This is a genomic window from Methylomonas sp. MED-D (assembly GCF_050276835.1).
In the GTDB taxonomy this organism is placed as follows: domain Bacteria; phylum Pseudomonadota; class Gammaproteobacteria; order Methylococcales; family Methylomonadaceae; genus Methylomonas; species Methylomonas koyamae_A.
On record NZ_CP189965.1, the window covers coordinates 3,355,720 to 3,369,967 of the forward strand.

General features: G+C 58.5%; 14 protein-coding genes and 1 tRNA gene. 3 read left to right on the forward strand and 12 right to left on the reverse strand.

The features are described from left to right. Window positions 1-63: 63 nt before the first annotated feature. Both ACQE3E_RS14870 and ACQE3E_RS14875 read right to left on the reverse strand, forming a co-directional pair. The gene (locus ACQE3E_RS14870; RefSeq protein ID WP_427500721.1) at window positions 64-1,122 is read right to left on the reverse strand and encodes a hydantoinase/oxoprolinase family protein; all 1,059 of its coding nucleotides are present in this window, start codon (window positions 1,120-1,122) and stop codon (window positions 64-66) included. Between the two features lie 8 nt (window positions 1,123-1,130). Beyond that, complete coding sequence (locus ACQE3E_RS14875; protein ID WP_313729865.1) at window positions 1,131-2,120, reverse strand: ATP-grasp domain-containing protein; 990 nt, start codon at window positions 2,118-2,120, stop codon at window positions 1,131-1,133. Window positions 2,121-2,130: 10 nt separating this feature from the next. On the opposite strand from ACQE3E_RS14875, the gene ACQE3E_RS14880 reads away from it, so the two are divergent. After that, the gene (locus tag ACQE3E_RS14880) at window positions 2,131-2,805 is read left to right on the forward strand and encodes a HisA/HisF-related TIM barrel protein (protein WP_427500722.1); all 675 of its coding nucleotides are present in this window, start codon (window positions 2,131-2,133) and stop codon (window positions 2,803-2,805) included. Window positions 2,806-2,860: 55 nt separating this feature from the next. Here ACQE3E_RS14880 and fae read toward each other — a convergent pair whose 3' ends face one another. The 5 genes from fae to ACQE3E_RS14905 all read right to left on the reverse strand — a co-directional run bounded on the left by fae (window position 2,861) and on the right by ACQE3E_RS14905 (window position 7,441). Beyond that, on the reverse strand, window positions 2,861-3,376 hold the full coding sequence (gene fae, locus ACQE3E_RS14885) for a formaldehyde-activating enzyme (RefSeq protein ID WP_064024482.1): 516 nt from the start codon (window positions 3,374-3,376) through the stop codon (window positions 2,861-2,863). A 94-nt stretch (window positions 3,377-3,470) separates the two neighbouring features. Next, window positions 3,471-4,337 (reverse strand): triphosphoribosyl-dephospho-CoA synthase, encoded by an 867-nt coding sequence (locus ACQE3E_RS14890; RefSeq protein WP_281020768.1) that lies wholly within the window; start codon window positions 4,335-4,337, stop codon window positions 3,471-3,473. Between the two features lies 1 nt (window position 4,338). After that, window positions 4,339-5,226, reverse strand: a complete 888-nt coding sequence (locus tag ACQE3E_RS14895) for an ATP-grasp domain-containing protein (RefSeq protein ID WP_427500723.1) — start codon at window positions 5,224-5,226, stop codon at window positions 4,339-4,341. A gap of 69 nt (window positions 5,227-5,295) precedes the next feature. Next, window positions 5,296-6,279, reverse strand: a complete 984-nt coding sequence (gene mch / locus ACQE3E_RS14900; protein WP_168029684.1) for a methenyltetrahydromethanopterin cyclohydrolase — start codon at window positions 6,277-6,279, stop codon at window positions 5,296-5,298. Window positions 6,280-6,283: 4 nt separating this feature from the next. Continuing rightward, entirely contained in the window at window positions 6,284-7,441 is a 1,158-nt protein-coding gene (locus ACQE3E_RS14905; protein WP_427500724.1) for an ATP-grasp domain-containing protein, read from the reverse strand. Window positions 7,442-7,471: 30 nt separating this feature from the next. Here ACQE3E_RS14905 and ACQE3E_RS14910 point away from each other — a divergent pair. After that, a tRNA-Ser gene (locus ACQE3E_RS14910) sits at window positions 7,472-7,562 on the forward strand. Window positions 7,563-8,151: 589 nt separating this feature from the next. After that, the gene (locus ACQE3E_RS14915; RefSeq protein ID WP_409521116.1) at window positions 8,152-8,286 is read left to right on the forward strand and encodes a DUF1156 domain-containing protein; all 135 of its coding nucleotides are present in this window, start codon (window positions 8,152-8,154) and stop codon (window positions 8,284-8,286) included. Window positions 8,287-8,586: 300 nt separating this feature from the next. On the opposite strand, the gene ACQE3E_RS14920 is transcribed toward ACQE3E_RS14915, so the two are convergent. From ACQE3E_RS14920 to ACQE3E_RS14940, 5 genes are read right to left on the reverse strand one after another with little or no spacing between them, the layout of a single operon-like run. Continuing rightward, on the reverse strand, window positions 8,587-10,917 hold the full coding sequence (locus ACQE3E_RS14920; RefSeq protein ID WP_427500725.1) for an MMPL family transporter: 2,331 nt from the start codon (window positions 10,915-10,917) through the stop codon (window positions 8,587-8,589). Continuing rightward, window positions 10,898-11,479, reverse strand: a complete 582-nt coding sequence (locus ACQE3E_RS14925; protein ID WP_313729858.1) for an outer membrane lipoprotein carrier protein LolA — start codon at window positions 11,477-11,479, stop codon at window positions 10,898-10,900. Before ACQE3E_RS14925 ends, ACQE3E_RS14920 begins: the two co-directional genes overlap by 20 nt. After that, window positions 11,467-11,898, reverse strand: coding sequence for an acyl-CoA thioesterase (locus tag ACQE3E_RS14930; protein WP_427500726.1), 432 nt, complete (start codon window positions 11,896-11,898; stop codon window positions 11,467-11,469). The genes ACQE3E_RS14925 and ACQE3E_RS14930 overlap by 13 nt, the downstream gene beginning before the upstream one ends. Next, window positions 11,891-13,420 (reverse strand): HAL/PAL/TAL family ammonia-lyase, encoded by a 1,530-nt coding sequence (locus tag ACQE3E_RS14935; RefSeq protein WP_427500727.1) that lies wholly within the window; start codon window positions 13,418-13,420, stop codon window positions 11,891-11,893. Before ACQE3E_RS14935 ends, ACQE3E_RS14930 begins: the two co-directional genes overlap by 8 nt. A gap of 42 nt (window positions 13,421-13,462) precedes the next feature. After that, window positions 13,463-14,227 (reverse strand): inositol monophosphatase family protein, encoded by a 765-nt coding sequence (locus ACQE3E_RS14940; RefSeq protein WP_168029747.1) that lies wholly within the window; start codon window positions 14,225-14,227, stop codon window positions 13,463-13,465. Between the last annotated feature and the right edge of the window lie 21 nt (window positions 14,228-14,248).

A 14,248-nucleotide genomic window follows, 5' to 3' on the forward strand; every position in this document is an offset into this window, starting at 1 on the left:
GTTTTGATTTTCTCAATCGTCCGCAGGTGCAGCGCCGCCCAGAAATTGTAAACGGTCGCGACTTTAAGGTTGTCCGGCATGCCGACGCCGATCCGCTAACAATGCCACCGCGACCGCCGGTGCGCAATCGGCGGCATCCAAGCGCGAACACTCGCCGTTTGGCTTCGCCAGCAACTCCGAAAAATCTCGGTACGCGTAGCCCAAGTCATCGGCAATCTCCCTGATCAAAAACCGGCCGACGCCGGCGCCAACCCAAACCGGCAGTCGGGTGGCGCGTTGCATTCGCGCGAGCGAAGCGCGAGTCACCTTTTGCTTTTGCACGTCTTTCAAGCGGGCGGCGAACGCCTGCCACAGCGGCCAATCGGCTTCGACAAAATCGTAGCCGGTCAACCTGGACAAGCGTCTGGCGCTGGCTTGCGGCGTTTTTTCGGCACCGTCGGCGCTCTCGGTTTGATCGTGGTGCTCCTGCAAATCGCCGGTTACCCGGTATATATCGGCGGTTGTCGCAAAATGCTCGGCCATCAGACCTTGTTGCCGCCCGTTGAATTCGGCCGTGTCGGCAAGCGCCATCACCGAGGTACGAACGACACCGGTATAGAGCAATTCGCCGGAAATCAAACGCTGATAATCGGTATAGCCTTCGATTCGCGGACAACCGTTTTCAATCAGCAACAGGTCGGTCGTGGTACTGCCGATATCGACGAACAAAGCATCCGGCAACTGCTCCGCCAGCCAAAATACGCTGGCCAGCCAGTTGGCAGAGGCAATGGCCAGCGTATCGGCCGGCGCGACGTCCGATCCGCCGAGAAAGCCGGCCCGGCCGGCAAACACCTCGATACGATCGTAACCAAAGCGCTGGCCGATGGTGGCGACAATGGCTCGCACGCCTTGTTCGCGACTGGTGAATCCGTCCGCCAATTCGCCGGTCATCGTCACCGCGTGGCGATAATCGGCCAAACCGTAGGCCTGGTCCAGTTCAGCCAGTACCGCGGCCAGATAATCGCAGCCCTTCCACAGCGGACACGGCCGTTGCTCGACCCCGCTCAATCCGCCGTGTTCGTCCAATAGCGCCAATTTGACATGGGCGCCGCCAATATCCCATCCCGCGATACGTTGAGCCATGAATTCGTTTAATGATTGAAAATAATATCGACGGTTTGGCTATCGGTTTGAAAACTTTCCGGCACGCCGTCGAGGCAACGCAACACTTGTTCGGCGACATTGATACCAATGGCTTGGCCGACCCCGGCATAGGAACTGGTCAAACGCGGATTGATTTCCAACAATTGACCGCCGCCGTCGGCGGTTTCCAGCCAATCCACCCCAACGTAGCCGAACAAACCCGGCAAACCGACCGCCAATTGATCCAGCCATCCCTGGTACAGGGACCGCGACGCAACCGCGACATTCACCCGACAACCGCGCAACGCGAAGCCGCCATCGACCACCTCGATCAGTTGGCGATTGACGCTCAGCAACCACGCTCGCCCGCCGGCAAACAACGCGGACAAGCTGGAAGGTCTACCTTCGCAATAGGGCTGGACCACATAACGCATCGGATCGGAGCAGCGATTGCGCCAATCGGAAAATTGCTCGGTAGTCAGTAACCGAGCGCCCTCGCAACCAACGCCATCGACGGGCTTGACCACCAAGCGTCCGCGCCAATCGGCGAAATCGTCGACGAGGCTTCGGGTCGGCACGGCCGGTAAGCCTAGCGTGCAAAACACTCGGTAGCTCGCCAGCTTATCCGCGCAAACCGCCAGCGTGGCGGGGTCGGACAACAGGGTCGGAGTCCGGTTGGCGGCGGCGATCTCGGCGAGGGTATGCAGAATGCCGTCGGTCTCCGGCGCGATCGGCCAAAAGCAATCCGTGGCATTCAACAGCTTGGGCAGAATGGTGCGGATGTCCGGATGGTTAACGCGCACGACCTCCGCTTCGGTCAATACATTGGGGCGTTGGCAGCGGCTATCGAGCATCACCGTCAACTCAATACCGGGCAAGGCCTTCAGTTCGTGCAGTAATGCCTGTAACATCTGCCCGCCCTCGGCCGCCAAGCCGGCCGGCAAAGACTGACCGGCAAAACCGCCGCCGGTGATATATTCGAACACCAAAATTTTCATGGTCGGTGCGATGCAGGTTATTCCGGTAATCGATTTAAAGGACGGCGAAGTCGTGTTGGCTGCCGGCGGCGACCGTAGCCGCTATCGGCCTGTACATCCGCAATCGTCGATCTGCGAAGCCAGCGAGCCGATCGCCGTGGTCGAGGCATTTCTAAATCTGCATGCCTTTACGACCTTTTACATCGCGGACCTAGACGCCATCGAGGCTCGCGGCAGCCACCGCCGCGAGATTCTAAAGCTAGCCGAAACCTTCGCGGATCTGACGTTCTGGATCGACGACGGCGGCCCGGCCGTCGCCATTCCGTCTCGCGGAAATCTGCGGCCGGTGGTCGGTACCGAATCGCAACGCCAAGCCTTCGATTTGTCCGGCGGCTCGGCCATTCTATCCTTGGATTTCAAACACCAGCGCGCGCTGGGCGACCCTGGCTGGCAGAGGTTCACGAACTACTGGCCGGAAACCGTCATAGCGATGACCTTGGATAAGGTCGGCGGTCATGGCGGTCCCGACTGCACTTTGTTAAGCGAATTGCAGATCCGCCATCCGAACCGGTGCTTCGTGGCCGCCGGCGGCGTGCGTAACCGCGACGATTTGCGCCGGCTGGCCGAAATCGGCGTGCGCGCCGCATTGGTAGCCAGCGCCTTACATAACGGTGCGCTGACCGGCCCGGATCTGGAAAACCTTTAGACAAAAAAATACCCCGGCAAGCCGGGGTATTTTTAACAACCTTCGCGTCTTAAACTTAAACGTTGTTAGCAGCAAATGGGTGTTTTGCACCAGATTTGGCAGCAACGACTTCTTTTGCAGTCGGAGTGCCGGCAACAGCGCGCTCAATCGCTTCTTTAGTCGCTTTGTAGTTGAATTCTTCGATTTTTGCGTCGTCTTCAGCCAACCAGTGGATGAATACGCCAACAGAAATGAACAAGTCATCAGCTTCGTCAGCAGGGATAGTACCGTCTTCAACAGAGTCGGCAACAGCCATTGCAACAGCGCGTTGAGCAGGTCCGAACATTTGAACGGCTTGTTTAGAACCTTTGATGGTCACTTTGTTGAACAAGATGGTCGCTGGTTTAACCATCAGGTTAGGAGCGACAACCGCCAACAGAGTAGAGAAACCGTCTTTGTTGTTGGTCAGAGCGTTTGCAAAAGCAGTTTCAGCCGCGGAACCGCGTGGGCCGATGATCAAGTCGATGTGGGCAATTTCGTTGCCTTCGCCAACCAAAGATTCACCAACGCGTAAGTTATTGATTTTAGCCATTTTAAATTTATCCCCTTAAGATAAGATTGAACCAAAAAATAGACACTGTTATGTCCTTAAATTGTCGTTTCGGTCTAGGTCCGTCTATCAACGGTTAGCCGCTTGTACCGCTAACCAATTGTTCCAGAAGCACCACGAGCACGGTTGCGACCGTCAGGTCCGCAGTTGTGCCTGGATTGATTTTTTTTGCCTTGAAAGTTTTATCCAATTCATATAGAACCGGCATCAACTTGTCAGGCGCGAAGGCTGCCTGCAAAGCTCTTTCGAGCTCGACCATTTCCCCCTTAATCCACTCTGTGTATTGCTGTCCATACTTTCGCTCGACATGACTATCGGGAAACCGGGCCAATATCGCAGCATACACCGCCAACGCCGACCAGCCGAAATCGCCAGACAAAACGAAAGCACGATTATATCGTAAAACCGAAAAATCAAAAACGTCTTTAAACCGATTAACGTATTGGGCGGCGATTAAATCGCGCTCGGCGGCGTAGTCCATTGCTTCCAACAGGGTCACATTCGGCGTCTCGCGAACATCGTGGGCATCCGATGTCCCCAATCCGCCCGGCGCAGCCAGCTCGATAGCCCGAAACACCCACTCCGCGTCGGATTGCGTGGTTGTTTCCAACACCCGCGCCAGCGCTGCATGCAACGAGTCGCCGGCCGCCAAGCCGGCCGCGGCCTGCAAAACCGGCGCGCATAGCAAAATAATCCCCAAATTGGTGTTGCAATTGACAGCCTGACGGGTCGCGGCGACCGCGTGATAGATTTTTTCACCCAAGCTGAAGTCTGGATTCGTGATCGGCGCGCGGCTGACTTGGGCGCTAATCCGAAAGTCGTCGACCGTCATATCGTGCGCGGAACTGTAAATGCTGACGTTACCCGGCTTGAATGCCTGCAATTCGATCTCGCAGGCTTGGCTATAAGCCTCCATCAAAGACTGGCGATCGATAACGGCCATCTCAATGCAAATAACGTTCAACCAAATCGCTGGCCAAACAAGCGGCGACGTCGATATCGCAGACGCTTTGTAAACCCTTCCAGGCCGGTACGCTATTGACTTCTATCACTCGGTAACACCCCTCGGCGTCGTGAATGATATCGACACCGGCGTAGTCCATGCGGAGAGTTTCGGTCGCCGCGACCGCCAAGGCCGCCAAAGCCTCGTCCAATTCGATGCATTCGCAGGTAGCGCCCCGCGCCACGTTGTTCAACCAAGAAATCCCGCGCCGCCGCATGCCGGCTACCGCGCGACCGTTGACGACAAACACCCGGATATCCGAATAACCGTCGCCGTCGCACTCGATAAAACGTTGCAAATAATAAATGCCGCGACTGCCGGTCAACCACAACAAGTCGGTAGACTTTTCGATGCGGCGAATGCCCTCGCCTTGCGAACCGAACAAGGGCTTGCTGATCAGAAAATGGCCGTCGCGCAACTCCTGTTCCGCAACCGCCAGCGCCTGTTCGCGGTCGCGAGTCACCCAGGTGGTGGCGGTCGCCAGCCCAGCCTGTTGTAGTAAAAAGCTGGTCATGCCTTTGTCGACGCTACGTTCGACCGCCCCGGCATCGTTGTACACCGGCACGCCAGCAATTTTCAACGCGTGCAAGATGTCCAGATAAAACACCACCTCTTCCAGCGAACCGCCCGGCACGCCGCGCACGAATACCGCGCGCGGCAAATGATCGGGGTAGCCGGGCAACGCGATCGGCAGACCCGAGTTGGTCAATTGGAAACTGCATGCCGTGAGTGACACGAAGTCGGCGGAATAGCCCAGACCGGCGAAAGCGTGGGTCAATTGCTTGCCATGCCAGCCGGGGTCGTCGGTGATAATCGCGATTCGATGCAAAATAATTTAAGGACGTAAAAAACGGAAACGCGGCTGGAAGCCGCGTTATTCGAACGAAAGGAAAAAGGCTTAGAGGCCGAAAGATAGGTCCAACAGCGCGTTATCCAATTGGCCGGCCCGGAAACTTTTGCCGGAGTCGACCGCCGTGACGATCACGCTGGCCGGACTGAACAACATCGCGTCGATTTTGAAAAAATCGTATTCGTAAGCCTTGAAAATCTCTGCAAACGGTTTGCCGTAATCTTTCGACGTGGAACTGGGCAATTCTTTAGCCAGTTTTTCGGCGGCTTCGTCACTGCCTTTCACGAACAAATGGACTTGACCGGCGAACAAAATCGCATCGTTGGTACGTCCCATCGCCTTGACGAAATTCGGATGCGGCGGGCAAATCGGCGCGCTACCGGAACCGTCGACGATGTTTTCCAGTGGGAAGTGCAAGGCATGAGCCTTGTGCATCGCCACTTCCAAAACCCGGCCGACAACTTGCACACCGCCGGCCAGACTACTGGTCGGCGTGACGATGATGGTCAAGGCTGACGGCGCCAGACCGCACGCGGCTGCAACCTTCTCGACGATTTCGAGCGGTGGGACCGCATCGTTTTCGATTACCAGAACCGCGCGCTCGGCGACATCCCGATATTCCAGCTCTTTGTACAGTTCTTCGACCGGTTCGACCACGCCGTCCTTGATCTTGGTGGCAAGCGCCCGCGCCGGGCCGGAGCCCAAAGCATAATATTTGCCGTGCGACAAACTCCACCCGGCATACTGGCTACCCAAACAGGACAATACCGGATTGGTTGCATGGACATTGATCGTCAGCGGCCAATGAGCGGTGTAGGAACTCTGCGAAATCGTCGCGGTACCCATGCCGCCCATGCAAATCTCGGTGATGATTCGCCCGGCTTCCAAACCGCCTGGTACATTGATTCCGGCGTCGATAATTGTGCAACCGTTTTCCAAGCGCTCGACACCCAAGCGCAGCTTGTCGGCGTTATCCAACAATGTTTGAACCAAGGGCTGGGTAAGTTTATTGACGCTTGCCTGATATTGCATGAGATTAACGACCTGTTTCCAATAATGTTCCGAGAATGTGTAACCGGCGGCGTAACTGCAGCATCGCCAGGCCCGAATTTTTACCGGCCGCAATAATACTGCATATCGGCTGGCCCGCGCCAAAAAAAGCGCCGCCTGGCGGCCTATCCGCGACCCAGTCCGGCCAAGAAAAATCGTCGGCGACACGGAGGTTCCGATCAGCGAACACGGTACGCACCGCCTTGGACACCGGTGCCGATGCGACATTATCCAGCGACAATCCAAGACTTCCGCGCAGATGCGATACCAGCAAATCGTCGCCGTAAAGCTGAGCGCTAGCCGACACGCGGGGATTAAGCTCCAACACCCGAAAACCGTCGGGTACCAACATAAAATCCAAACTGTTCAGGCCGCGCAAACCGTATTCAGCCGTTAATTGGACCACGACTGTTCGCAAGGCTTGCGACACCTCACTCGGTATCGGTACCGAGCCGACGGCACCGGCAAACACAAACGCGAAGTCCGGACCTAAATTCGCGCGCCATTGCCGATTCCATCCCACCACCCGCGCCGACTCGCCATTGGCAACGAACAACGCCGACATCGCGATGCCGTCGACGTAACGTTGCCAATACCCCTCGCCGCTCGCATCCCGCCGCTCCGACTCCATCAATCTGGCGATGCCCAAACCGCCCTCGCCTCGCCAAGGCTTGCGCAACCATTCGCCCGCCTCGGTCGGCGCCTGGAAAACAACCTGAGGATAAGGTATCGCCAGTCGCGTCAGCAACGCAAAAAAATCCCGTTTATCCTGCAACCGGCAAAAAGTATCGGCCTGGTTGCCGAGCAATCGCCAATCCCGCGCCAGCTTCATCAAACTATCCGGATGCGTTTCAAAGCCGCTCCCGTACAAGACGTCGGCAATCCGGAAGCGCCCACGGGCGTTAATTACCGCGAGCTTGATGTCGTCCCAGGCCAATGAACGCACCCGATAAGTTTGATTTGCGATTTGCCGGGTATCGTCATCGGCAAAGCAATCGACGGCGACCACCTCGAAGCCGGCCCGGACCGCCAAAGCCGCCAACATCCGCGCCGATTTTGCAATTACCAACAAACACTTAGAAAATTCCGCCACCGCGATTCGAGTCCGTATCGTCATCAAGCCACAAAAAATACTAGATTTCAAAAAAAACTTCTGGTTAAATACGCGGCTCATGGAGAGCTGGCTGAGCGGTCGAAAGCGGCGGTCTTGAAAACCGTTGAGGGCTTATACCCCTCCTGGGGTTCGAATCCCTAGCTCTCCGCCATAATTCAATGGCTTGCGCTATACTAAACCGGCTTCACCGCCGGTTTTTTTATGCCTGAATGGGGAAATTTTTCCCTATTGATCGCCTTAGTATTCAATTTCCAGCGACTAAAAACGCCTTCCCCGCCGACCAGCGACCACGGTGCCGGCATTTCGTAACCTTTCCCGCGCGCCGCGAAAATGAGCTTGGCGCCGCGCTCACGATATAGTGTCGAATCCGTTGGATAGCAGACTGTATTTGTCAATTTGCGTTGACTACACCGGTCTAGGGGTCGGCACCCCGTCAACGATGAACTCCATTGCCCTGCTTCTCGGTGCCGGCATGGCACGGCGTTGATAAGTCAGCTCGGCACCATTCGCCATTCTCGGCCATTTCTTGGCATTGCGGAACAGACTCGTGCATCTCTGGCAATCTCAATGATGGACAACTGGTCGCGGAAAACCATCCGCCTGATTTTGGCGTAAAAGATCATGATTGCCACCCTCTAAGCACCTGTCTGATGTTTGGACAGGACAGGCTAATAGCCTGTGGCCCATTTTCAGCCGGAATTTACCGATCTACATAGTCAATTTTCAACCGGTGTCAACATATGTTTCCAATTAAAACAAACGAAGTCGAATCGCCGCTCGATAAGATTAACGAAGCGGCAGCTCGCGAGAAATCGATTCGGCATGGGCATCTTAGTAACCCTCACCGGCAGCTAAAAGTAACGCCATTGATTTGAACAGAAAATCGACGATTTAAAGTGAAACCCCGGTTATGGTTCAGACGGCTAACCGGAGAGTTGGCAATCCGTCGTTATATGCCTGACGCCGAGTTTTTAGTTTCAGTCGCGAATGCGGCCGTTCGTGGTTGCTCTATCGATATATTCCAGAATTGAAGCGCCGACTTGGGCGACGGAATCTAGGCGTACAGCTAAACCCGCTCGTATTTGACCGATCGCCAAAGACTGTCGCGCGGAGACCCAGCACTCTTTCGACTCGTCAGCTGATTCAATCGACAAAAGCCATCCCAACCCACACCGTTAAATCCGGCTCGGCCGCGCGCTGAAACCAACCAGCGGCGCCAGTAAAAATGCGGTGGTGATGCCGACCGCCAGGGTCAGGCCAAAGGCGTGGACGATGGCGGTCGAGCTGAGCGCCAGGAGTCCGTAGGCCAGCAAGGTGCTGAATGCGGACAGCGTGACGGCGAGTCCGGTCGAGTCGCGCCGTTCGCTGCCGGCCAGATGAAAGAACACCGCGTAATCGACGCCGACTTCCAGCACCAGCATCAGCGCGAACAGATTGAACAAGGTAAACAATTCGCCGCGCCAGCCCAATATCGCCAAGGCCGCCGCCATCGCGACGGCCGGCACGGCCATGACCTGCAAACCGCTGCGCCAGCCCAATTTAAAGACCAGCGCGGCCAGCAACAAGCCGCACACGCCTAGCAACAAGCCGGTGACCATCGCGCGGTAGCGGGCGAATAGCGCCGACATTTGCCCGGCCTGATCCACCCAGGCCACCCCTGGCAGGTTTTGCGCCGCGGCGAGACCGGCCAGATCGGCAACGCCGCTCAATGCCACCACGCTACGGCAGGCACCAACATCGCAACCCAGCCACAGGCCGCGCTGACCGGGATCGGCGGCGGCCAGCCAATCGGCCAGCGGCAAGACCCTTGCCTCGGCGGCGACGAATTGGCGGGCTTCCTCGGCCGCGGCTTGGGCGCTGAAGCCCAAGCCCGTCATATAGGTTTTCAATCTCACGTTGTCGTACAGCGTGGTTTGCAGCAAGCGGTAATCGGCGCGCTGCCGCTCCGGATCGGGCCAAGCCGCGCTGATCGCGTCGTAACCCGCCAATCCGCCCTGCCCGCGAATGCCGTTTAAACCAGCCAGCAGCCGATGTTCGTTGGCGAGCCATTCTGTTTGATCGGCGCCACTGACCAGAAAAAACTGACTGTCGTAGCCAATCGCCAGCACTTGCTTGAGTTTGGCGTCGGCGGCCAGCAAACTGGTCGGAGCCGATTGCAACAGGCGCACGTCGTCCTTGGGCTGTAATTGGGTCAAGCCGCCGACCAGCAAGACCGCCAGGCTTAGTGCCAGCGCGATCCGATGGCGGTTAAGCCAACCCGGCCAGACTTGCTGCCAATAACGGGTCAACCGTAACACGGCCGGCCGATGCGGCATGCGAAAGCCGCCCAGCAAGCTCGGGAACACCGCGACGACAGTCAGCCACGACACGATCAAACCGATCGCCGAAAACGCGGCGATTTCTCGCAAGCCCGGAAATGGCGACCAGCCCAAACCAGCGTAGCCCAGCAAGCTGGTCAACAGGCCGAAGCCGATGCCGGGCAGCACATAGGCCAAGCCCTGGCGCGGCGTCCAATCCGGCAAGCCCATGCCGTCGCAGAAAAAATGCAGCGCATAATCCACGACGACCCCGACCAGGCTGGAACCGAACACCAGCGTCAGAATATGCAGCTTGCCGAACAGTTGCAGGCTCAATACCCAAGCCGCGAACAAGCCGGCGGCGACCGCCAGACACGACAGCAGCAAGGGCCGCGGGCCGCGGAACGCCGCCCAGAGCAAGATCAGCAAGCCTAGCGTCGATCCGCCGCCGATCAGCGACATCTCTTGCTGAGCGCTATGCGAGCCATGGGCGGTAAATAGCGGCATGCCGGTCGCCAGCAACTCGCCGCCCTGCTCGGCGATTTGCCCGGTCAGCCGCTGGTTGAGGCTTAGCAGGGTGCCCAGTTTATCCAGTTTCAGGTCGCTATCCGGCCATTCGCCGATCAGCAGGGCCCAGTAGCGGCCGTCGCGCTTGATCAGCGGGACGCCTTGGTGCAGGCTGGCCGCCAACGGCTGCCGGGCCCGCAGATAGCGGTTGAACAGTAGCCAGGGATCGCGTTCCAAGCCGGCGGTCTGCAATTGGCCGACCGGACTGTACAGCCAGGCCAGATTTTCGGCGGCGATTTTGGCAGGATCTTGGCTGAGGGTTTGCCGGGTGGCGTCGTCCAATAACTGATAGCGATAGTCAAACCAACGCCGATAGGCCGGCGCCGCAACGTCCGCCGCGCGTTCCAGCGGCAAACTCGCGAACAAACCGCTGGCCGCCAGCTCGCGGTGGACTTGCCGAATCGCGGCGACGGCTTGATCGGCGCTCGCCGCGCCGGCCAGCCAAATCAGCTTGCCTTGGATTTGCCGATTCCGCGCGGCAATCGCCTCGGCCACGTCCGGGCGTTGTTCCGCGACCGGCAGCAAGGCCATGAAACCGGTTTCCAGCCAATCCCGCGACCAGTCGCGCGCCGCCTGCCAAGCCAGCGCAGTCATCGCCAGACACCAAATCAGCGCATACAGCCTAGGGCGATAAACGTTCAAATTCGGCCGCCTGTGCCGGCGTCAGTTGGGCCGGATGGCTGATTTGTTCGAAGACGGTACTGGAACGGTTGCCGCCGCTTTCCAGAATATCGAAGCCGCGCAAGTCGCTATCGCCGGACAGTACCAGTTCGGCGACGATCTTGGCGAGCAGCGGGTCCTTGGGTAGGAACTGCAAGCGCCAACTCCGGGCCTGGACGCTGCCTTGAATCTCGAAGTCCGTCCGCAATCGAGCGAAGTCGCCGCCCAACAGTGCCGGTATCAATTGGCCGAAACTGGGCGGCAGGGCTTGCTCGCCCTGCTCGGAAACCATCCGGTCTCCGCCGATCAATACCGTCGAAGCGACCGGGCTGACGGTATTCCAGATCACGCCACCGCTTTGGGCGTAAACGAATTCGCCTTCCGACACCAAAGGTTGTTGCAGGAAGGCCAGTTGCTTGGTTTGCCGAAAATGGCCGACCGCGATCGGCTCGGGTTGCAGTATCGCCCGGACTTGGTCCAACACGTCGTCGGCCCAGGCCGGCGGCACGAGCAACATCAGCATTACCAGGCTCAGTCGGAACACGGCGACACCAAGCCCAATTTGGCGAGCAGCACCGGCGGCGATTGCCAGCACAACTCACCGCTGTTTAAATCGACGGCAACCTGCACGCTATAGCCCTTGGTCAAGCGATCGCCGCTGGTCTGGTCGAGGATCAGATAGTCGATTTTCAAACGATACTCCCATTCGCGCAGGCTGGCTTTTACCACCACCCGCTGCCCGAAACGGGCCGGTTTGACGTAGCGGATGCGCAGATCCACTAGCGGCCAGGCGAAGCCGGAGTCCCGCATTTGCGGATAGTTGTAGGCTATCTTGTCCAACAGCGCGCAACGCGCCACTTCGAAATATTTGCAATAGTGGCCGTGCCAGGCCACGGCCATCATGTCGACATCGTGAAACGGGATATCGATGGCGACTTCGGCTTCCAGCACGGACTTAGTCATATAAAGACCAGCGCTGGCTGCGTATCGCGTCGAGACAGGCCCGCAATTCGCCGTCCAAGGCCCGGTCCTCGGTCAGCGGCGCGACCAGACGGCGCAGATCGGCGCAGGTGTCGCTCAACGGCTCGGACAACAGCGCGCCGCCGCGCAATTCCACGGCTTGCACGCTGGCCAGCAATGCCGCCGCCGCCACCTGCTCGGTCAATTCCAGGATGCGCAGGCAGTCGCGCGCGGCAATCGTACCCATGCTGACCTTGTCCTGGTTGTGGCATTCGGTGGATCGGGAGAATACGCTGGCCGGCATCGTCAATTTCAGGGCTTCGGCGGTCCAGGCCGACGCGGCGATTTGCACGGCCTTGAAGCCGTGATTGAGCGGCGCCAGTTCGCCGGCCTCGCCCGCCAGATTGGCCGGCAGGCCGTGATTGAATTTGGGATCGACCAGTTGCGCCAGCTGCCTGTCCAGCAAGTCGGCGATGTTGGCGACGGCGGTTTTCATGGTGTCCATCGCCAACGCGATATGGCCGCCGTAAAAATGCCCGCCGTGCAACACGTGCTCGTCGTCGGCATCGATCAGCGGATTATCGTTGGCGCTGTTCAGCTCGGTTTCTATCATTTGCCGCAACCAAGGCAAGGCGTCTTCCAACACCCCAATCACATGCGGCGCGCAGCGTAGCGAATAGCGATCCTGCAAACGGCTGTCGTTGCGCGGCATTTCCGCGTGCCATTGCAAATCGGTGCGAATCCGCGCCGCGACTTTGGTCTGACCGGGATGCGGCTTGAGCTGGAACAATTTGGCGTCGAAATGGTAGGCGTTGCCTTGCATTGCGGTGACCGCCAGGCTGGTGATGCGCGCCGCCAGCCGGGACAGATATTCGGCGCGGCCGAAGGCCAGACAGGCCAGACCGGTCATCGCCGCCGTGCCGTTCATGATCGCCAAGGCTTCCTTGGGTTTGAAGACCAGCGCCGCAATGCCCAGTTCCGCGTAAACCTCGGCGACCGGCCGGCGCCGGTTTTGGTACAGCACGTCGCGCTCGCCGGCCAGCACGGCGGCCAGATAGGACAGCGGCGTCAGATCGCCGCTGGCCCCGACCGAGCCTTCTTGCGGGATCAACGGCAGAATGTCGCGGCGCAGCAATAGAGTCAGGTGTTGCAATAAGCGATAGCGCACGCCGGAGTAACCGCGCGCCAAACTGGTCAGGCGAGCCACCAAAATGGCGCGGGTTTGTTCCGGATCGAAGTCCTCGCCCAAACCGCAACCGTGAAAGCGATACAAACGCACCGGCAATTGCCCGACCAATTCGACCGGCACCGCGACGGTACACGAATCGCCGTAGCCGGTGGTGACGCCGTAGACGCAACCTTCCTCGGCCAGCAAGGTATCGACGAAACCGGCGCCGCGATCGATGCGGGCGATAAATTCCGCCGCCTCGCTCAGCACCGCGGCGGCCGTGCCGCGCGCGATACCGATCACGGCCTCGATGCTCAGCGGCGTGCCGTCGAAAATCACCGCCGCCGGTTTAGTCATCGCCAAGCACCGTCAAAAAACAGGAGTTAGTGTCGTCAGCCATTACATCAACGGCAAAAGCTGATCGAGAATTTTGCCGTTCGTGGCCAATATCTGCTTGGGAAACACGCCGGGATTGCCCTGAAAATCGGTCAGCGTGCCACCGGCTTCTAGAACGACCAATGCCCCACCAGCCACGTCGTACAAATTCAATTCCTGTTCCCAGAACGCATCGACCTGACCGTCGGCCACCGTGCATAAATCCAATGCCGCCGAACCCATTCGACGCTGGCCGGTGGTCGCCTGGGCGATGCGGCAGAAGCGAGGCAGGTTGTTGTCCGGCAAATACTGGCGCAAACAGGCGAAGCCGGTCGACACCATGCTGGCGGCCAGACTGGTCTCGTCCGACACCCGGATCGGCTTGCCGTTTTTCCAGGCACCTTGGCCTTTAGCCGCGCAGTAGTAGTCGTCCAGAGCCGGGCCGTACACCGCGCCGACCACCAATTCGCCGGCAATTTCCAAGGCCACGCTGACGCCCCAAAAATACTGGCCTTTCGAAAACGAATGGGTACCGTCGATCGGATCGACGATCCAGCGCTGGTTTTGGTTGGCGGTTTGGCCGCTCTCCTCGCCCCAGAAGCCGTATTCCGGCCATTTTTCGGTCAAGGCCTGTTTCAGATAATGTTCGACCGCGACATCGGCGTCGGTGACCAGATCGCGTGCGCTTTTTTTGCTGACGGCCAATTGGTCCAGATCGTTGAAATAAGTCATCGCAATCGCGCCGGCGGCGCGCACGATGGTTTCCAGTTCGGAAAGTGGGATAGGCATGAATTTCCACTGAGGTTGATG